The sequence below is a fragment of the Brevundimonas poindexterae genome, from assembly GCF_020524625.1.
In the GTDB taxonomy this organism is placed as follows: Bacteria; Pseudomonadota; Alphaproteobacteria; order Caulobacterales; family Caulobacteraceae; genus Brevundimonas; species Brevundimonas poindexterae_A.
Window position 1 is genome coordinate 843,206 of sequence record NZ_JAIVLL010000002.1, and the last position, 19,020, is coordinate 862,225.

At 68.3% G+C, this 19,020-nt stretch carries 19 protein-coding genes; 13 read left to right on the top strand and 6 right to left on the bottom strand.

The genetic code is table 11. From position 1 onward, the window contains the following. Positions 1–82: 82 nt before the first annotated feature. Positions 83–2,785 (bottom strand): aconitate hydratase AcnA, encoded by a 2,703-nt coding sequence (gene acnA, locus LC068_RS10490; protein WP_226636974.1) that lies wholly within the window; start codon positions 2,783–2,785, stop codon positions 83–85. A 200-nt stretch (positions 2,786–2,985) separates the two neighbouring features. Between acnA and ccmA the strand changes: the two genes are divergently transcribed. From ccmA to LC068_RS10520, 6 genes are all read left to right on the top strand, one after another. Beyond that, on the top strand, positions 2,986–3,603 hold the full coding sequence (ccmA, locus tag LC068_RS10495; protein WP_226636976.1) for a heme ABC exporter ATP-binding protein CcmA: 618 nt from the start codon (positions 2,986–2,988) through the stop codon (positions 3,601–3,603). Further along, positions 3,600–4,265 carry a heme exporter protein CcmB gene (gene ccmB, locus LC068_RS10500; RefSeq protein ID WP_226636978.1) on the top strand — a complete coding sequence of 222 codons (666 nt, stop codon included), beginning with the start codon at positions 3,600–3,602 and terminating at the stop codon, positions 4,263–4,265. The genes ccmA and ccmB overlap by 4 nt, the downstream gene beginning before the upstream one ends. A gap of 71 nt (positions 4,266–4,336) precedes the next feature. Continuing rightward, positions 4,337–5,065, top strand: coding sequence for a heme ABC transporter permease CcmC (gene ccmC / locus LC068_RS10505; RefSeq protein WP_226636979.1), 729 nt, complete (start codon positions 4,337–4,339; stop codon positions 5,063–5,065). Continuing rightward, a complete protein-coding gene (gene ccmD / locus LC068_RS10510; protein WP_226636981.1) occupies positions 5,058–5,210 on the top strand; it encodes a heme exporter protein CcmD in 153 nt (50 codons plus the stop codon). Before ccmC ends, ccmD begins: the two co-directional genes overlap by 8 nt. Beyond that, the gene (locus tag LC068_RS10515; RefSeq protein ID WP_226636984.1) at positions 5,207–5,758 is read left to right on the top strand and encodes a DsbE family thiol:disulfide interchange protein; all 552 of its coding nucleotides are present in this window, start codon (positions 5,207–5,209) and stop codon (positions 5,756–5,758) included. Before ccmD ends, LC068_RS10515 begins: the two co-directional genes overlap by 4 nt. Positions 5,759–5,792: 34 nt before the next feature. Further along, a complete protein-coding gene (locus LC068_RS10520) occupies positions 5,793–6,038 on the top strand; it encodes a hypothetical protein (protein WP_226636986.1) in 246 nt (81 codons plus the stop codon). A gap of 7 nt (positions 6,039–6,045) precedes the next feature. Here the strand turns inward: LC068_RS10520 and LC068_RS10525 are convergent, their stop codons facing one another. The 3 genes from LC068_RS10525 to LC068_RS10535 form a co-directional block, all read right to left on the bottom strand. Beyond that, a complete protein-coding gene (locus LC068_RS10525) occupies positions 6,046–6,408 on the bottom strand; it encodes a YdbL family protein (RefSeq protein ID WP_226636988.1) in 363 nt (120 codons plus the stop codon). 26 nt (positions 6,409–6,434) lie between these two features. Further along, entirely contained in the window at positions 6,435–6,590 is a 156-nt protein-coding gene (locus LC068_RS10530; protein WP_209119024.1) for a YnbE family lipoprotein, read from the bottom strand. A gap of 130 nt (positions 6,591–6,720) precedes the next feature. After that, complete coding sequence (locus LC068_RS10535) at positions 6,721–9,894, bottom strand: intermembrane phospholipid transport protein YdbH family protein (protein ID WP_226636991.1); 3,174 nt, start codon at positions 9,892–9,894, stop codon at positions 6,721–6,723. A 429-nt stretch (positions 9,895–10,323) separates the two neighbouring features. On the opposite strand from LC068_RS10535, the gene LC068_RS10540 reads away from it, so the two are divergent. Further along, a complete protein-coding gene (locus tag LC068_RS10540) occupies positions 10,324–11,634 on the top strand; it encodes a M23 family metallopeptidase (protein WP_226636993.1) in 1,311 nt (436 codons plus the stop codon). Positions 11,635–11,651: 17 nt separating this feature from the next. Here the strand turns inward: LC068_RS10540 and LC068_RS10545 are convergent, their stop codons facing one another. Next, on the bottom strand, positions 11,652–12,413 hold the full coding sequence (locus LC068_RS10545; protein ID WP_226636995.1) for an alpha/beta fold hydrolase: 762 nt from the start codon (positions 12,411–12,413) through the stop codon (positions 11,652–11,654). Between the two features lie 72 nt (positions 12,414–12,485). Here LC068_RS10545 and LC068_RS10550 point away from each other — a divergent pair, with 72 nt between their 5' ends. The 6 genes from LC068_RS10550 to LC068_RS10575 all read left to right on the top strand — a co-directional run bounded on the left by LC068_RS10550 (position 12,486) and on the right by LC068_RS10575 (position 17,304). Further along, entirely contained in the window at positions 12,486–13,472 is a 987-nt protein-coding gene (locus LC068_RS10550; RefSeq protein ID WP_226636997.1) for a glycosyltransferase family 9 protein, read from the top strand. A 123-nt stretch (positions 13,473–13,595) separates the two neighbouring features. Then, the gene (gene infC / locus LC068_RS10555; protein WP_209118965.1) at positions 13,596–14,117 is read left to right on the top strand and encodes a translation initiation factor IF-3; all 522 of its coding nucleotides are present in this window, start codon (positions 13,596–13,598) and stop codon (positions 14,115–14,117) included. Between the two features lie 23 nt (positions 14,118–14,140). Beyond that, positions 14,141–16,138 carry an alpha/beta hydrolase family protein gene (locus LC068_RS10560; RefSeq protein WP_226636999.1) on the top strand — a complete coding sequence of 666 codons (1,998 nt, stop codon included), beginning with the start codon at positions 14,141–14,143 and terminating at the stop codon, positions 16,136–16,138. Between the two features lie 161 nt (positions 16,139–16,299). Then, on the top strand, positions 16,300–16,497 hold the full coding sequence (gene rpmI / locus LC068_RS10565) for a 50S ribosomal protein L35 (RefSeq protein ID WP_209118968.1): 198 nt from the start codon (positions 16,300–16,302) through the stop codon (positions 16,495–16,497). A 110-nt stretch (positions 16,498–16,607) separates the two neighbouring features. Next, complete coding sequence (gene rplT, locus LC068_RS10570) at positions 16,608–16,961, top strand: 50S ribosomal protein L20 (protein ID WP_209118970.1); 354 nt, start codon at positions 16,608–16,610, stop codon at positions 16,959–16,961. 139 nt (positions 16,962–17,100) lie between these two features. Next, on the top strand, positions 17,101–17,304 hold the full coding sequence (locus LC068_RS10575; protein WP_209118972.1) for a dodecin family protein: 204 nt from the start codon (positions 17,101–17,103) through the stop codon (positions 17,302–17,304). 2 nt (positions 17,305–17,306) lie between these two features. Here the strand turns inward: LC068_RS10575 and LC068_RS10580 are convergent, their stop codons facing one another. After that, complete coding sequence (locus LC068_RS10580) at positions 17,307–18,845, bottom strand: response regulator (RefSeq protein ID WP_226637001.1); 1,539 nt, start codon at positions 18,843–18,845, stop codon at positions 17,307–17,309. Positions 18,846–19,020 lie beyond the last annotated feature (175 nt).

The window sequence follows — 19,020 nt, forward strand, 5'->3', positions numbered from 1 at the left end:
GGAAGCGGAAACCCTGGCCGGGATTCCGCCACGAAAAAAGGGGCGCGATCGCTCGCGCCCCTCTTGATCGATCAGGCGGGACCTAGCCCTCGTTGCGGGCCAGGTTCCGCAGGACGTAGGGCATGACGCCCCCGGCGCGGAAATAGTCCAGCTCAGTGGCGTTATCGATCCGGCAGCGGACCGGGAAGCGCGCCATCTTGCCGTCAGCAGCGCGGAACAGTTCGACCCACAGGTCCTGACGGGGCTTCAGCTTGCCGATGTTGGCGTCCGACAGGCCGCGGATGGTGACGATTTCATCGCCGGTCAGACCCAGCTTGGTCCAGCCGTCCTGTTTGAACTGCAGCGGCACGACGCCCATGCCGATCAGGTTGGACCGGTGAATCCGCTCATAGCTCTCGGCGATGACCGCGCGGACGCCCAGCAGGCGCGTGCCCTTGGCCGCCCAGTCGCGCGACGAGCCCGTGCCGTATTCCTTGCCGGCGAACACGACCAGCGGGCGGCCTTCGGCCTGGTAGCGCATGGCCGCGTCATAGATCGACATGGTGTCGCCCGACGGGAAGTGCTTCGTGACACCCCCTTCGATGTCCGGGGTGATCTTGTTGCGGATGCGGATGTTGGCGAAGGTGCCGCGCATCATCACCTCGTGGTTGCCGCGCCGGGCCCCGTACGAGTTGAAGTCCAGCGCATCGACGCCGTGATCGGTCAGATAGGCGCCGGCGGGCGAGCTCTTCTTGATCGAGCCGGCCGGGCTGATGTGGTCTGTGGTGATGGAGTCGCCGAAGATGCCGAGGATACGTGCCTCGACGATATCGGTGATCGCCGCCGGCTCCATGGTCATGCCGTCGAAGTAGGGCGGGTTCTGCACATAGGTCGAGCTGTCGTCCCAGGCGTAGGTCTGGCCGCCTTCGACCGAGATCGCCTGCCAGTGCTTGTCGCCCTTGAAGACGTCAGCATAGCGCTTGGCGAACATGGCCGGGGTGACGGCCTTCTTCTGGATGTCCGCGATTTCCTTGGTGGTCGGCCAGACGTCCTTCAGGAAGACGTCCTTGCCCTTCTTGTCCTTGCCGATCGGCTCCTGGGTGATGTCGATCCGCATCGAGCCGGCCAGGGCATAGGCCACCACGAGCGGCGGGCTGGCCAGATAGTTGGCCTGGACGTCGGGGTTCACCCGGCCTTCGAAATTCCGGTTGCCCGACAGCACCGAGGTCGCCACCAGGCCATTGTCATTGATGGCCTTCGACACGGCAGGATCCAGCGGGCCCGAGTTGCCGATACAGGTCGTGCAGCCATAGCCGACCAGGTTGAAGCCCATGGCGTCCAGGTCTTCCTGCAGGCCGGCGGCGGTCAGATAGTCGGTGACCACCTGCGAGCCGGGCGCCAGCGAGGTCTTGACCCACGGCTTGACCGACAGGCCCAGCTTGCGGGCCTTGCGCGCCACCAGACCGGCGGCGATCAGCACCGACGGGTTGGAGGTGTTGGTGCAGCTGGTGATGGCGGCGATCACCACGTCGCCGTCGCCCAGATCGAATTTCTCGCCTTCGACCGCCACGCGCGGGGCATCCCCCTCGCGGTTGAAGACGTCCTTGAGCGCAGTGGCAAAGGCCGGGGCGGCGTTGGACAGCTCGACGCGGTCCTGCGGGCGCTTGGGTCCGGCCAGCGAGGGGACGACCTCGCCCATGTCCAGTTCCAGAACGTCCGTGAACACCGGATCCTCGGACGACTCATCAATCCACAGGCCCTGGGCTTCGGCATAGGCCTTGACGAGGGCGACCCGCGCCTTGTCGCGGCCGGTGGCGGTCAGATAGTCGAGGGTGGCCTGCGACACGGGGAAGAAGCCGCAGGTCGCGCCATATTCCGGTGCCATATTGGCGATGGTGGCCTGGTCCTCGATGGTCAGGACGTTCACGCCCGGGCCGAAGAATTCCACGAACTTGCCGACCACGCCCTTCTTGCGCAGCATCTGGGTGACGGTCAGCACCAGATCGGTGGCGGTGGCGCCTTCCGGCAGCCGACCGGTCAGCTTGAAGCCGATCACCTCGGGGATCAGCATCGGGATCGGCTGACCCAGCATGGCGGCCTCGGCCTCGATGCCGCCCACGCCCCAGCCCAGGACCGACAGGCCGTTGATCATGGTGGTGTGGGAGTCAGTGCCGACCACGGTGTCGGGATAGGCGACCGTCTTCTTGCCTTCCTCGGCGGTCCAGACGGTCTGGGCCAGATGCTCCAGGTTCACCTGGTGGCAGATGCCGGTGCCCGGGGGCACAACGCGGAAATTGTTGAAGGCCGACGAACCCCAGCGCAGGAATTTGTAGCGCTCGATGTTGCGCTCATACTCGCGGGCGACGTTGGCCTCGAAGGCTTCGGGCGTGCCGTAGTGGTCCACCATGACCGAGTGGTCGATGACCAGATCGACCGGGTTGAGCGGATTGATCTTCTTGGGGTCGGCTTCCAGCTTGGCCATGGCATCGCGCATGGCGGCCAGGTCGACCACGGCCGGAACGCCGGTGAAGTCCTGCATCAGCACGCGCGCGGGGCGGAAGGCGATCTCGTGCTCGACCGTGCCCTTGTTCTCGACCCAGGCGGCGACCGCCTTCAGGTCCTCGGCCGTGACCGAGACGCCATCCTCGTTGCGGAGCAGGTTCTCAAGCAGCACCTTCATGGAGCGCGGCAGGCGGGAAATCCCGGTCAGACCGGCTTCCTCTGCGGCAGCAAGGCTGTAATAGGCATACTTCTTACGCCCGACGGAGAGATCCCGGCGGGTGGAGTGAGTGTCGACTGACGGCATGGAGAGCTTCCTCTGGCAAAGGCCGCCCGGACATCCGGTTGCGCGATCGCGCGACAGACGCAGGGGCACACAGGTCCCCGGCGCGCGCGGCGAAAGCCTGCTGCGGCCATGGCGGATATAGTCCGCGCCCGGGCCGTCGTCCATGTATCCCTGTCAGCGTCATGGACATTGAGAGCCGCTCGCAACACGGCGTCCGGCCAATGATCACCCTTTCCCTCAAGGACCTTGCCGTCCGGCGCGGTGACCGCACCCTGTTCGAGGGGCTGGATCTGGATGTGGCACCGGGCGAGGCCGTGTCCCTGACCGGGGCCAATGGCGCGGGGAAAAGCAGTCTGTTGCGGGTCGTGGCCGGCCTGCTTGCCCCCGTGGCCGGAGCGGTGCGGTTCGAAGAGGGCGGACAGGCGCTTGAACCGGCCGAGGCCCGGGCCCGGCATCTGCACCTGCTGGGCCATCAGGACGGGTTCCGCTCGGGCCGGACGGCTGCGGACGAGCTCGCGTTCCAGGTCGGCTGGTGTGGCGGCACGGTGGAAGCCATGGAGGCGGCGGTTCGCCGACTCGCGCTCGGAGCCCTGCTGCCGCTCGAGGTGCGACGCCTGTCGGCCGGACAGAGACGGCGCCTCGCCCTGGCACGCCTGCTGGCCGCGCCCCGTCCGGTCTGGCTGCTGGACGAGCCACTGTCGCCACTGGATTCTCACTGGCGCGCCGAGGTCGGCCAGATCCTTCAGGCCCATCTCGAGGGGGGCGGCATGGTGCTGGCCGCCGTGCACGATCCCCTGCCGATCCCGGCGCGGACCTGCCCGGTCGGAGGGGCCGCATGAACGGCGCCGGGCTTCTTTTGCGGCGCGAGATGGCCCTGGCCTGGAACGGGGGTGGGGGTCCGTTGCTGGCCTGTGGCTTCCTGCTCAGCCTTGCCGTCATCGTCCCTCTGGGTGCCGGGCCGCAGCTGGATCAACTGGCCAACCTCGCGCCCGGACTGGTCTGGCTGGCGCTGTCGCTCGCCAGTCTGCTGACCCTCGAGCGCCTGTTCGAGCGCGATTTCGAGGACGGGACGCTTGATCTTCTGGCGATGGGGCCGCTGGCGGACGAAGCCGTGGTGGGGGTCAAGGTCCTCGCCCACTGGCTGACCATCGGCCTGCCGCTCGCGCTCATGACGCTGCCGGTCGGCATCAGCCTCGGCCTCGCCCCTGACCAGCTGCCGCTGCTGGCCGTGACGGCCGCCCTTGGGGCGCTGGCCTTCTCCTTTACCGGCGGATTGGGAGCGGCGCTCGCCATCGGGGCGCGCAAGGGCGGCCTGCTGATCGCCGTCATCGTCCTGCCCCTGTTCCTGCCCCCGGTGATCTTCGGGGCGGGTGCGCTGGTCGCCCAGGCGGACGGCCGCTCGCCCGGCCCTGCGCTGGCGCTGCTGGCGGCCTGCGTTCTGGTGGCCGGGGTGGTGGGGGTGCTGGCCGGAGCCGCAGGCCTGAGGGGCAGCCGGACATGAACCGGACCGCGCGGACCGGCGCGACATGCAGGCCGCTTGCCGCCTCCCGGTCAGGGGGGTAAGCCGCGCCCATGTTCGGTCTGGCCAATCCCGACACCTTTGCCCGCGTCACCCGACCGCTGATCGCCCCGCTTTGGGTCATCGCGGCCGGACTGCTGATCACGGGCGCCGTCTGGGCCTTCCGCGTGCCCGAGGATGCCCTCCAGGGCGACACCGTCCGCATCCTGTTCATCCATGTGCCGGCGGCCAGTCTGGGGCTCGCGGTCTATGGCGCGCTGGGCCTCAGCTGCCTGTTCTATCTGATCTTCCGGCACTCGCTGGCCGATGCGGCGGCGCGGGCCGCTGTGCTGCCGGGTGCGGCCTATACCGGTCTGGCCCTGATCACCGGCGCCCTGTGGGGCCAGCCCATGTGGGGCACCTGGTGGGTCTGGGATGCGCGCCTGACCTCCATGCTCGTGCTGTTCCTGCTCTATATCGCCTATGCGGTCCTGCGCGGGGCCTTCGACGACGAGGGGCGCGCCGCCCGCGCCGCCTCGGTGCTGGGTCTGGTCGGCCTGATCAATCTGCCGATCGTGAAATTCTCGGTCGACTGGTGGAACACCCTGCATCAGCCGGCGTCGCTGTTGCGGGCCGGGGGCACCAGTCTGGACCCCGCCTATCTGTGGCCGCTGCTGATCATGATGGCCGCCTATTTCGCCCTGTTCCTGGCGATCTGGCTGACCACCCTGCATACCGAGATCATGCGACGCCGCGTGCTGGCGATGCGCGCCCGTCAGGCCCGGGAGGACCGCCATGTTTGATCTGGATATGGGCCGCTATGTCGCCTTCGTCTGGCCGGCGTGGGGCATCACGGTCGTGGTGCTGGGCGCGGTCGTGGCCCGCTGTGTGGCTGAGGCCCGGCGCTGGCGGCGCGAGCTGGATCGGGTCAAGGGGCCGGACCAATGAAGCGCTGGCTGGCTGTACTTCCGTTGGTGGTGCTGCTGGGACTGGCGGTCCTGTTCGGCGTCTGGGCGCTCAACCGGGACCCGGCCTACAAGCCCGATGCCCTGGTGGGCCAGCCGGTGCCGGAAACCGTCCTACCCATGCTGACCGGGGCGGTTGCGGGGCCCGGTCAGGTCGATCTCAAGACCGCCGGCGTCGGGCGGCCCATGCTGATCAATCTGTTCGCGTCCTGGTGCGGGCCCTGCCGTATCGAGCACCCCGCCCTGATGGCGCTCAAGGATCAGGGGATCGCCATTGTGGGTATCGCCTACAAGGATGAGCCCGCCGCCACGCGCGCCTTCCTCGACGAACTGGGCGATCCCTTTGCCATGGTGCTGGTGGACGCTGAGGGCCGTGCCGGGCTGGAGCTGGGCATCGCCGGCGTGCCCGAGACCTATGCGGTCGACCCCTATGGCCGGATTGTCGCCAAGCACACGGGGCCCCTGACCGATGCGGCCGACGTGCGCCGTCTGGTTGACGCCCTCAACGCCCCGGCCGAGCGCCCGCGTTAACGACTTATATACCGCGTCTGTTAAGGTATCGGGGATGAGCGAGATTCGCCCCTTCCTGCCTGCCCCGCTGAACGGTCCGACCCAGTCGGCGCCGACCCCGGCCTCGCGTCAGGCCCAGGCGGCCTTTTTCCGGGCGGCGCTGGCCGGAGCCGAGGCGACGGCCCCCCCGAAGGCCCTCACTGTCACGCAGACGCCGGTGAGCACGCAGGGCGCACAAGGCGAGGCGCAGGCGGCGGATCGCCCCCTGCGCCCCGGCAGCTATCTGGATATCCGGGTCTAGCCCCGGCCTAGCGTTGCACCCAGCGACCGTCGGCAGTGCGGTACCACTGGCCCGAGGTGATGCGCGGAAGCAGCTGGTTTTCGAACATCACCGCACCGGCAACGGCCGTGGTTGTGCCCGCTTCGGCCGCGCTGCGGGCATAGGCCTGACGGCGGCCCTGGTTGATCACCTCGACGGCCTCGGTCAGGGCGGCACTCGACGACGCCACCCGGAAGCCGAGATAGCCGTCGGACTGTTCGCCGACGATGCCCTCGGCCTTGGCGCGGTCGACCATGGCCTTTTGTTCAGCCGACTGGGCGAAGACGCTGGTCGCGGCGACGCCGAGGGCGGCGACAGCGGCGGCGATGACGAAGAGTTTGCGGAAAGACATGGTCATACCCTTCAGGGTTTCGATCATCAGAACAGGTTGGGGTTTTCGACCAGGAGCTGCTGCAGCTCCCGATCCAGACGGACCCGCACATCGGCATCGAGCTTGGCGTAGATCTCGATCGGCGCGACTTCCAGCCGGACCGTCGGCGTGCAGGCGCCCAGCGACAGGACCGTGGCGGCCATGACAAGGGCGGGCGCAAGGCGGAGGGGCGAAGGTGGCCTCATATCCGGAAGTCTCCTCAATTCGATGCGGCCATACAGCGCCCGCGGGGGTGAACAGGGTCTGAACGCACAAGTCGGCGCATGGTGCAGGTCATTCGGATGCCGGCGGGTCGGCTTCGCCGCGCCGGGCGCGGTTCAGCGCCAGAATGTCCGAAATGATCTGGTCCAGATTGAAGGTGGTGTCGAGCGTCAGGTTGATGCCGGTGTCGGACGGCAGCTCCAGCTCCTGACCCAGGAAGTCGCGGCGGATCAGGTCCATCCAGCCCAGCCGCAGCTCCTGCCGTTCGGGTGGATCGTGCCGTCCCCTGATCCGGAACAGCACGCCGATCCGGCCCTCGTCCAGACTGTCGACACGGGCGGTCAGGGTGTCGAACGCCAGATACTCCATCGCCTGATAGGCCAGGTCCTCGACCGTATTGGGGGGTACGTCCTCGCCACCGCCGCCGGCCTCAAGGCCGGACAGGGCCTCGCGCTGGATCGACAGGCGCCCGGGCTGAATGGCGTCAAGCGTGCCGCCTGATATGCGGATCTGGCCGTCCGGACTGCGCACGAACGGCACGCGGCCCGAAACGACGGCATCCAGCTGGACCTTGTCGCCAAAGCCCGCGCCCGCCACCAGATCGCCCAGCTGCAGGCGCTCGACGCGGATGGTGCCGCTCCAGGCGACGGCTGGATCCAGCGGAATGTCGAACGGTTCGACCGTGACCCGGCCTTCGCCCACCGACAGCGTAGCGCCTGAAACGGTCAGGGCCGCCTTGTCGAGGGTGAAGGTGGCGCCGAGATCGGACACGCCGCCGGCCACTTCCAGGGATTGCGCCGTCAACGACTGGTCCGGTGCCGTCGTCAGCGGGGCAAGGCTGGTGAATTCGATCGTGCCTTCGACCCCCTCGACCCGCCCGGCGGGGCTGGAGAAGCCCAGATTGTCGAGCGTGAGGCGTCCGGTGCTGGTGCCGTCCTCTTCCGTCCAGGCGATGCGCCCGTCGAACCGCGCGGTCCCGGTGACCGGTTCACCCAGCACATCGGCGCCCATGGGGGTCAGGTCCGAGGGCTGAAGGCCCCCTTCGGCGAACACCAGATCGCCGGTCGCAATGTCCACGCCACCAATTCCGGTGGTCCCGTCGTGGGCAAGGTCGAGCGTTGCGACGACGGTCGACGCGCGCGACAGGGTGAAGTCCCCGGTCCAGGACTCGCCCCGCATATGGGCCTCGCCCCGGGCGGTGACCGGGTTGAAGCGGATCGGCCGGGTGGCATCGACGACCTCGGCGTCGGCCACGATCAGATCCAGCGACATGCCGGACGGGCGGCCGGTGGCCACCAGTCCGCCGGACAGGTCCTCGACCTCCAGCGCGAGGAAGGGCGCGCTGCCCGAGCCGTCTGCCAGCCGCCCGTCGACCCGCCAGTCGCCATTGGCGATCCGCACCAGAGGCGCGCGCCCGGTCGGGCACAGGCCAGTATTGAGGTCGGTGACGTCATTCTCACCCAGTTCGAGCCGTTCCGCCGTGACGCCGAGACACTGGGTCGTGGAGATGCTGACCACGCCATTGTCGTTCCGCAGGCGACCCCCGCCCTGGACGCTCAGGCCGCGGCCCAGCCCGAAATCCAGCGCGGCGCGGCCGTTGAAGTCGGCCGAGAATCCGCCGGGCTCCAGCGTCCAGCGCGGGATGGCCAGGTCCGCCTCGGGCAGGCCCCCGCCGCGCGTGGCGGTGATGCGAAACTGGCCGCCCGGCGCCTGTCCGTCTCTCAGCGAAAGGACGGGCGCGCTGGTCGGTGCAATCGTCAGGGCGCCACCGCTGCGGGGGCGCAGGACCGCCGCCTGGGTCAGGTCCAGCCGACCGCCGCCGCTCCCTGAGCGATAGGTAAAGGCCGGCGCCACAAGACTGAAATCGCCGAGCGCCGCCTTCATCGCGGCCAGCTCGGGCACGTCGTCGGCTGCGGGCTGCCCCAGCAGGGGCCAGCGCCCGCCGCGGGCCTCCAGCCGCCCGGCCAGCGTCAAACCGGCGTCGGATATGAGGTCCAGATCGACCCGGCCCGAAGTGTTTGTCAGCACGAGATCGCCTGACGACAGGCGGTCGGCCGAAACCGACCACGGGCCGGTGACCTCGAAGCGTCCGTCCTGACCCCCGGCCTCCAGCCGCGCTGTCTCGAGGGTGATCCCTTGTCCGGCAAAGGCTTCGGCGGCGGCCCGGTCCATGTGGACCCGTACCGGGCCGGACAGGCTCCAGCGCGGCGAGGTGCCGGACAGATCAAGGCGGAGGGCGGCCGCGTCGAGGGTGGTCGAGACGGCGCGCGCGTCCACACCGGCGACCTGTACGCGCTGGCCATCCAGCCGACCGTCGACCTGCCCATCGAAGACCGGGCGGGTCAGAACGCCGGCGAACTGACCCCGGCCGGCGAGGCGGGCCGAGAGCGTCTGACCGGAGGTCGTACCGGTCCGACCCGCGTCGGCCTTGAGATCCAGATCGATCTGACCGGGGCCGTCCAGCCTCAGCGGCGTTCCGGTGGGGTAGGGCAGGGTGGCATTGAGCGTCAGGACCGCGTCACGCACATCCCGGTCGGGCGCGGTCATGGCGTCTGCACGCGCGGCCAGCTTCAGGGTACTGCGGTCGCCCTCGGTGATCAGGTCGAGCGTGGCGGTCAGGCCCTGGATGGACTGGTCGTCCAGCGCCAGCGAGGCCTTGGGCACCTCGGCCGTCAGCCGCTTTAGACGCCCGTCCTCGATGCGCGCGTCCGCCAGAATGCCGACCGGGCCCCAGTCAGTGGTCAGGCGCACCTGACCCTGTTCCACCAGGATGAGGGGCGAGGCTGCCTCGGGCTGGGTCGGTCGACCGGTAAACCGCTCGATCAGCGGATCGAGACTGCCAAAGCTGAAGCGACCCTCCCGCCAGGTGCCGCGCAGCGTGGGGCCGACCAGGCGAATTCGGCTGGGGCGAGCCCCCAGACCCGAGGCGGACCACGGCGCGGTCAGGCTGTAGTCGACCTCGACCCGCTCAGCCAAAAAGTCGGGATTGTCCGGATCGCCGATGCGGACGCGGCCGATAAAGCCATCCAGTTCGAAACGCTCGACCTCAACGTCAGCCGCGATCCCCTGCCGGTCCAGCCAGCCGACCAGCACCTCGCGCGCCACATGGCGACGGTTCACATAGAGGCCCGCCAGAAGAACCAGCAGTCCCAGCAGGATGCCGAGCGCCACCCGTCCGGCGGTGCCGGCGGCGCGGCGCCGTGCGGGCGGCGAAGGCTCGGTCGAAGGTGGCGAAGGGGCGCTCAACCGGCCTGTTCCCCTGCGGGACAGCCGGCCTGACGGGTGTCGCGATTCCGGTCACCCGGACGGGGGGCGAGGCCTTGATGTTGCATCCGGAACACTGAGTAGTGGCCTCAAGAACACTAGTGAAAACCGCGAGACCTTCTGTCGCAGACGGGGGTGAAGCAATAGAAAAGACGGGGCGGCACGCGACCGTAACTCGAAACAGCGCAGTTTGTTCTCGGTGTGGCGCATGGACTTACGGGAAAACAGCCTTGGCCGTTAAGGCTTCGTAACCCTTGCGCTTCACATTCAGGGCCTGACGGGCTATAGGCGGTCCTCCGGTTACGGAGGGGCGTCTTCGGCCCGGAACTTGCTGGTATCACGTGTGGCGCCGCGCTGGCGTCGTCGATTTGTCGGGAAACGATGGCTCAATTTGATCCGCGCCGCCAACCGATGCGCCTTGCGCCTCATGTCTTTACCGCCTGCGCGGCCCTGGTGGTCGCCATGCTGGCCGGTCGGGTCTACCACCCTGTAAGGGCCGAGGTTCCCGTCGCGGTCGTCGCCGAGAACATCACCGAGCTGGAAGCCGAAGCGATCGCCGCCGCCGGCACCCCGGTGGGCATGAGCACCCCGGAGGCCATTCCGGTCCAGATCCGCAAGGGTGAGACCTTCGAGCAGGCCGTGCGCCGCACCGGTATCCCGGAAGAAGAGGCCCGCGCCGTCACCCAGACCATCGCCAACGCCTATGACGTCACCGAGTTGCGTGCAGGCCTGCGGTTCGAGACTGCCATTGCCCAGCCGCGCGGCGGACGGGGCGGGGCGCGCCTGATCGGCCTGACCATGCGCACCGGACCGGCCAGCCAGCTGACCGTCTCGCGCACCTTTGACGGCGCCCTGCGTCTGCGGGCCATCGAGGAAAAGGTCACGCACGAGACCGTCGTGGTGCGCAGCCAGGTCAAGGGTTCCATCTACGCCACTGCGCGTCAGGCCGGGGCCAATGCCCAGGTGATCCGCAAGGCCACCCAGCTCTTCTCGCACAAGTTCGACCTGGATCGCGATATCCGCGCCTCGGACGAGTTCGTGATGGTCTTCAGCCAGACTGTGACCGAGAGCGGTCGCGTGGTTGAGGCTGGCGAGCTGCTCTATGCCGAGCTGAAGGGCCAGGTCTTCTATCGCTTCAAGCCGGCCAACTCGGCCGAAGCCCAGTATTTCGACGCCTCGGGCAAGAACATGCGCTCGGCCATGATGCGCACGCCGCTGGACCGCGCCCGCGTCAGCTCCTCCTACGGCTATCGTCGCCACCCGATCTCGGGCTACCGCCGCATGCACCAAGGTATCGACTTTGCTGCCGGCACGGGCACGCCGGTGCTGGCCCCCGCCGACGGCGTTGTGGTTGAGGCCCGCCGCTGGGGCGGTTACGGCAACTGGCTGCGCATCCGCCACGCCAACGGGCTGGAAACCGGATATGGCCACCTGTCCCGCTATGGCTCGGGCATCCGTGCCGGCACGCGCGTTCGTCAGGGCCAGGTCGTGGCCTATGTCGGCTCGACCGGCGCCTCGACCGGCCCGCACCTGCACTACGAAATCTGGCGCAACGGCCAGCGGATCAATCCGGCCGGGGTCAAGACCCAGGAGGGCACCATCCTCGGCGGCGCCGATCTGGCGGCCTTCCGGGCCGAAAAGACCCGTATCGACCGCGTCATCCTGTCGGGTGGCGAGCAGCGCCCCGCCACCGCCGACGGCCTGCGTCGCGTCGGCGCCTGATCCGGGCTCTCGACCTTCTAGATTGACCTGAGCCGCTCCACGGCCTCGACCATGCGCGTCAGGTCCGCGGGTCCGGACAGCCGGTGGTCGCCCCCGGCGATCAGGTCCAGCCGCACATCGGCCCCTTCCAGCGCCTCGACCAGCGGCAGCTGGTGTCGCCAGGGCACTGACGTGTCCTGCCGCCCCTGAAGGATGTGCACCGGGCAGCGGATCGGCAGCGGTCCTTCCGGCAGCATCCGGGCCCGGGCTTCCTCGAACATGGTGCGGGTCAGCGGATAGGCGCCCAGCCCCTCGTCGGGCATGACTGTCTCGCCGTGCTCCAGCACCTCCTTCTGCCGCTCCGGGGGCAACTCGGGCCACATCAGCCGCTCGGTGAAATCCTGCGCCGGATTGATCAGCAGCAGGGCCTTCACCGCCGCCGGTCGGGCCAGCGTCAGGTTCAGCGCCACCCAGCCGCCCATGGAGGACCCGACCGGAATGACCGTTCGCCCGGTTGTCCCCGTCAGGTGATCGACGAGGGCCGCAGCGTCGTCGCACCAGCGCCCCACGGTGGCGTCGCGCCAGTTCCCCGACGACTGGCCGTGGGCGAAGTGATCGTAACGGACGAAGGCCCAGCCCCGCTCGCGCGCCGCGGCATCCAGCGCCAGCGCCTTGGTCCCCTCCATGTCCGAGCGGAAGCCGCCGACCCACAGCACGACCGGGCCGTCGCCCTCGACCTGCTTCAGGGCCAGGCGTGCGCCGTCGGGGCGGGCCAGATAGTCGATGTCGGGTGCGCGCATTGCCGGCTCCTCTCGCCATGGGCTTCAGACCCTGATAGCCAGACCCGGCCCCGGAAGCGAAGTCGGATTTGCATGGCCCCCGCCCCCACAGTCACCCAGACGCCCCGAGTCCTGTTCGTCAGCTCCAACCGCATCGGCGACTGTGTGATTTCCTCCGGCGTGATCCGCGAGATCGGCCGCCAGCTGCCTGGCGCCCGCATCACGGTGGCGGCGGGCCGGCCGCCTGCACCCCTGTTCCGGTCCGCGCCCGGGGTGGAGCGCGTCATCGTTCTCGACAAGAAGCCGATGTCCGGCCACTGGCTGGACCTGTGGCAGCAGGTACGCGGCACGCGCTGGGATCTGGTGGTCGATATCCGCGGCTCGGCCCTGGCCTGGACCGTCCCCGCCCGGCGTCGCGTGGTCTACACCCGCAAGTGGGAAACCGGGCTGCGCAAGGTCGAGATGGTCTCGCGCCTGATGGGGGCAGAGGCGCCGCTCGATCCGGAAATCTTCCTCGATGATCAGGCCCGCGCCGAGGCGGCGGCGGTCATTGATCCGCAGCTTCAGGGGGGAGCGGGCCCCGGACCCATCCTCGCGCTCGCCCCCATCGCCCACCAGCCGGGCAAGTCCTGGCCCGCCGACCGCTGGGGCCAGCTGGTCGAAAAACTGTCCGCCGATGCCCGCTTCGACGGCTGGCGCTTCATGCCGGTGGGCGGCCCCGGTGACCGGCCGCCGGCCACCCCCGCGCTCGAAGCCGCCGGGGACCGGGGCATCGACTGCGTGGGCAAGGGCGACATCCTGTGTTCGGCCGCCGCGATCGACCGTGCCGCCCTGTTCGTCGGCAATGACTCGGGCCTGATGCATGTGGCCGCCGCCCTTGGCCAGCCGACGCTCGGCCTGTTCGGCCCGACCGAATGGTGGCTCTACGGACCCTGGGGTCCCCGCACCCGCACCGTCGCCTCGAACGAGACCCGGGGCCAGTTCGCCCCCATCGAGGACCTGACCGTCGAGCGTGTCTTTTCTGCCGTGGTCGACCTGCATGACGCATGGCCCGGGGGGCGTTCCGTCCCCGCGCCTTGAAGAAACGGGCATCCGGGGGCATATTGTCCCGTCAGGAAACGGGGCGGTCCGCCGCGCGTTTCCGCACGACATCCGCGATATCCCTTTTGACCACACAAGGAAACGACGCCCATTCGCCGTCCGATGCAAACACCGCCCGTCAAGGATGGGCCGCCCATGAACCAGGATATCCGCGCCGCGCGCGTGCTCCTGATCGACCAAAACGGTGAAAAACAGGGCGTCATGCCTCTGGCCGCGGCGCTCGAAGCCGCTGAAGAGGCCGGTATGGACCTGGTGCAGATGGTCTCGAACGCCGAGACCCCGGTCTGCAAAATTCTCGACTACGGCAAGTTCCGCTTCCAGGAGCAGAAGAAGAAGGCCGAGGCGCGCAAGCGGCAGAAGATCGTCGAGCTGAAGGAAATCAAGCTTCGGCCGAACATCGACACCCACGACTATGATGTGAAGGCCAAGGCCATGCACCGCTTCTTCGAGGACGGTGACAAGGTCAAGGTGACCCTGCGCTTCCGGGGCCGTGAGATGGCCCACCCGGAACTGGGCATGAAGCTGCTCAACAAGGTCCAGGCCGACTTCGAGGAAGTCGCCAAGGTCGAATATGCCCCGCGCATGGAAGGCCGCCAGATGATCATGATCCTGGCACCCCGCTAGGGCGCCGCGGCTGGGGGGCTGCCATGAGACCGGAGCGGTTGTTCGGGGTGATGCTGGCCCTGCTGGTGTTGTTTGGCCTTCCGGTGGCCTCTGCAGCCCAGACCCTGTCATCCCCGGTCGAGGCGGCCGCACCCCTTCCGCTGGAAGCCTATGGCGCACTGCCGTCGCTTGAGCTGGTCCAGCTGTCCCCGGCGGGCCAGCGCCTTGCCTTCATCAGCGTCGCCGGCGAGCAGCGTCGGCTGATCCTCATGGACCTGGTCGCTCTCGCGCCCCTGGCCAATGTCGGGGTCGGCGAGGCCAAGGTCCGGGATTTGCAGTGGCTGGGAGAGGACCGGATTCTGGTCGTCACCACCGAGACCCAGGCCGCGCGCACCCTCGGCGTCGAGGAAACCGAATTCGCCGCCGGACAGGTTTACAATGTCTCCACCGGCCGGGTCGTCCCGCTTTTGACGACCACGCGAGGCATGTTCCCGGCCTTGCTCAGTCACGTCACCGTGGTGCCTGGCGAGGGGCGTCCTGACATTCTGGTTCGAGCCTTTTCGACCGAGCGGCCGCAGCGGGTCGACCTTTACCGTGTGGACCCGGACTCCGGTCGCGCCCGCCTCACCGACACCATGTTCCCCGAGACCACCGACTTCGTGTTCGATCCCCTCACGGACCGGACCGTGGCCCGCAGCGAGTATCAGAGCCGCACGGGAGACTGGAGTCTGCTGATCCGCAACGAAGACGGAAATTTCCGCAAGGTTTGGGAGACGGTGGCCCCGATCGACCTGCCCTCGCTTCTCGGGCTGGGGGTGAATGGCGACAGCGTCATCATGGGGGTCGACCGGCCGGACCTAGATCCGGCAGAGGGCGAGCCCGGCCAGTTCTTTGAAGTCGACCTCAAGACCGGGGAGTGGCAGCCCCTACGGTTTGGTTTCCGGGCCCGCTCGCTGTGGTTCCATCCCTCGACCGGTCGACTGGTCGGTGCGGTCGGCCTCGAGGGAGACCTGCCGACCTATGGCTTTGTCGACCCGGAAGCCCAGCGCCTGTGGGACACGGCCCGGGCTACCCTGCCCGACCTGGCACCTACCCTGCTCAGCTGGAGCGAGGACTACCGCAAGGCCATCCTGTTCACGAGCGGGACCGGCGACTCCGGGACCTACTATCTGCTGGATCTCGACGCCGGCGCGCTCAATGCGATTGGAGCGGCCTATCAGGACATCGGCCCGGACCGCGTTGCCCCGATCCAGCCGGTCACCTATGCGGCGGCCGACGGTCTGGAAATCCACGGCTATCTGACCCTTCCCCCGGGAGTAGAGACACCCCAGGGCCTGCCGCTGATCGTGCTCGCGCATGGCGGACCCGCGGCCCGCGATGTGCTGGGATTTGACTGGTGGGCCCAGGCGATTGCCTCGCGCGGCTATGCGGTTCTCCAGCCGAATTTCCGCGGCTCGACGGGCTATGGTCGGGACTTCCTTGAGGCTGGCTATGGCGAATGGGGCCGCAAGATGCAGACCGACCTGTCCGACGGGGTGCGCTGGCTGGCCGGGCAGGGCGTGATCGATCCGGCGCGCGTCTGCATCGTGGGCGCCAGCTACGGTGGCTATGCGGCCCTGGCCGGCCCGACACTGGATCGGGGGGTCTATCGCTGCGCTGTCTCGGTCAATGGTGTCTCGGACCTGCGTCGCATGGTGGATCGGGAGGCTCGCATGCGGGCCGAGGACGAGAATGCAGCCGTGCGCTACTGGAACCGCTTCATGGGCGCCGAGCGGCTCGGCGACCGGTCGCTGGATGAGCGGTCGCCTTCCCGGCTCGCGGAGCAGGCCGACGCGCCGATCCTGCTGATCCATGGCCGCGACGATACGGTGGTGCCCGTCGAGCAAAGCCGGCTGATGGCCCAGGCCCTGCGTCGCGCCGGCAAGCCGGTCGAGCTGGTCGAACTGGATGGCGAAGATCACTGGCTGTCGCGATCCAGCACCCGCCTGCAGATGCTCACCGCCCTGATGGCCTTCCTGCTGGATCACAACCCGCCGGACTGAGCCGGGGCGGCCCTTGCCTTCGGGCGGGCCTTGCCGTATGACGCGCGGCTTCGCGTACCGGTCGTCGGGCGAACAGGCATGCCTTGGCGACCGTTCATCCGCTCTCCGTTCCCGATCGGACCTCTGGTCCCGGGGCGGTGGCTTCAAGAGAGAGAGTGAAAATGCCGAAACTGAAGACCAAGTCGGGCGCCAAGAAGCGCTTCAAACTGACGGCCTCGGGCAAGGTGAAGGCCGGCGTGGCGGGCAAGCGCCACCGGCTGATCAGCCATAACTCGAAGTACATTCGCCAGAACCGCGGCACGCAGGTGATGTCGGATGCCGATGCCAAGAAGATCAAGTCGTACATGCCGTACGCCTGATCGGCGTCGCATCACGAGATCTCCCACCGCATCAGTTTGAAACCTCGTCCCTGAACCACTGAGCCGCCGCGCGGCCGATCTCAGGGGCGCTTCTCGAAGAGACACACATCATGGCTCGCGTTACCCGGGGCGTTACGTCCCACGCCAAGCACAAGAAGGTCCTGAAGCAGGCCAAGGGCTTCTACGGCCGCCGCAAGAACACCATCCGCGCCGCCAAGGCCGCCGTGGACCGCGCCGGGCAGTACGCCTATCGCGACCGCCGCACCAAGAAGCGCAACTTCCGCGCCCTGTGGATCCAGCGCATCAACGCTGCGGCCCGCCTGGAAGGCTTCACCTATTCGCAGTTCATGCACGGCCTGTCGAAGGCCGGCATCGAGATGGACCGCAAGGTTCTGGCCGCGATGGCCGCCGACGAAGCCGGCTTCAAGGCCGTGGCCGACAAGGTTCGCGCCGCCCTGGCCTGAACCGGTCCGCATTGAGACCCTGAAGACGCCCGCCTCCGGCACCGGACGGCGGGCGTTTTCATGTCCGGACTCCGTGTCGAGGCAACCGCGACGGCCCGCCGCCGTTGGAAGGGAACCTCAACCATACAGGAGTTTCCCCATGTCCGTTGCCCGCGTCACCGAGATCACCTCCGCCTCGACCGTCAGCTTCGAGGACGCGATCAAGAAGGGCATCGCCCGCGCCGACGAAACGCTCGACCAGGTGCGTGGCGCCTGGGTCCAGGAGCAGAAGGTCGTCGTGGACGGCGGCCAGATCACCGAATACCGCGTCAATCTGAAGATCACCTTCGTCCTGAAGGACTAGGCTCAGGCCGCCTGCTGCAGGGAGGGTGCGCCCATGGCCCGCCGGATCGCGTCCAGCAGGACGTCGGGCTGGATGGGCTTTGACACCACCGCATTCATGCCTGCAGCCAGATAGGACCGGGCGTCCTGCTCATCCGCATTGGCCGTAAGGGCCAGGATGGGCAGGGCGGCCCCCGCCGGACCCGAGGCGCGGATGGCCCGCGTGGCGGCGACCCCGTCCATGACGGGCATCTTGATGTCCATGAGCACGAGGTCGAAGGCGCCGGACCGCACGGCGTCGACCGCCTCGGCGCCGTTCTGGACGGCCTCGTGGCTGCACCCGAACAGTTCCAGAAGCTTGCCCGCCAGAAAGCGGTTGGTGGGGTGGTCGTCGGCGACCAGCACATGCAGGCTGTCGTGGGCCGTGGGTTCGGGGCGTTGCTGGCGTGCCGCACGGTGCTCGGGCGTGGCGGCCTCAAGTTCCAGGGTGAACCGGAAGGATGCGCCACCAAACCCTGAGCGGTCTGCGGAAATCCGGCCGCCCATCCGCTCCACGATCTGCCGGCAGATGGCCAGGCCCATGCCGGCGCCGGCACCCTCACGCCCGGCCCCGCCGGTGTTGAACGGCTGGAAGACCTGCTCGATGCGGTCGGCGGGGATACCCGGCCCGCTGTCGTCGACCTGGCCCTCGACGCAAATACCTTGGGCTCGGGCCTGCACTGTCAGGGTCGCGCGCACCTCTCCTGACGGGGTGAACTTCAGCGCATTGCCGATCAGATTGTTGAGCACCTGTTTGATGCGGACCTCGTCGCCCAGCACCCAGACCTCGTCCGGATTCTCGCAGGACACCGACAGGGTGATGCCCTTTTCCTCGGCCCGGGCCCGCCAGAGCGCCTTGAGGTCATCGGCCACGACCGTCAGGTCGAGGGGTTGGGGCTCCAGCGTCAGGGCTCCCGCATCCGCGCGCGACATGTCGAGGGCGTCGTTCAGCAGGCGCAGCAGGCCCTGGCCGGAATCGAGAATGGTCCGGACATGGGGGCGCAGGTCCTCCTGCGTCAGTTCGCGCTCCATCAGCGCCGCGACCCCCAGCACCCCGTTCAGGGGCGTGCGGATCTCGTGGCTCATGACCGCCAGGAACTCGGACTTGGCGCGGCTGGAGGCACGGGCCAGCGCGCTGGCCGCCTGCAACAGCTGCACGCCCGATCCCACCCCGCTGTAGCGCCCGTCTTCGGTGACGATGAACCCGCCGAGGAGGCCGCCGAGCGCGGCATTGTCGAGGTTCTCGAACAGGGTGGCCGCGTCCATCTCGCCATCAACCACCAGCGGGGCAGGGTCCATCAGGGCTGCGACCGGACGACGGGCATAGAGGGCCCGCCCGAACTCCGCGGCCATTTTGAGCGTGAAGGCGTTCCGCTCGATCAGGCCCAGCGGCTGGCCCGTGTCATCCACGACGGCGATGGCCAGGGTGTCCGGCTCGGCCCGGAAGCGCTCAAAGACGGACGATCCCCTCACATCGGGCCCCACGGGCTCGGCGATGACGCGATAGTCCCTGATGCGGGCCATTCCGGTACTCCTGACTAACCGGCGCATCCTGACGGGCCATCTCTTAAGGATGGCTTTGCTGAAATCGAAGTTTTTGCAACGAAAACATAGAGATATATCCTTGTCCGGACGATAATTCGCGGGATGTCTTCGGCCCTGGCCCTCGCTGCCCATTCGGGCGCGATTGTCGAAGGGG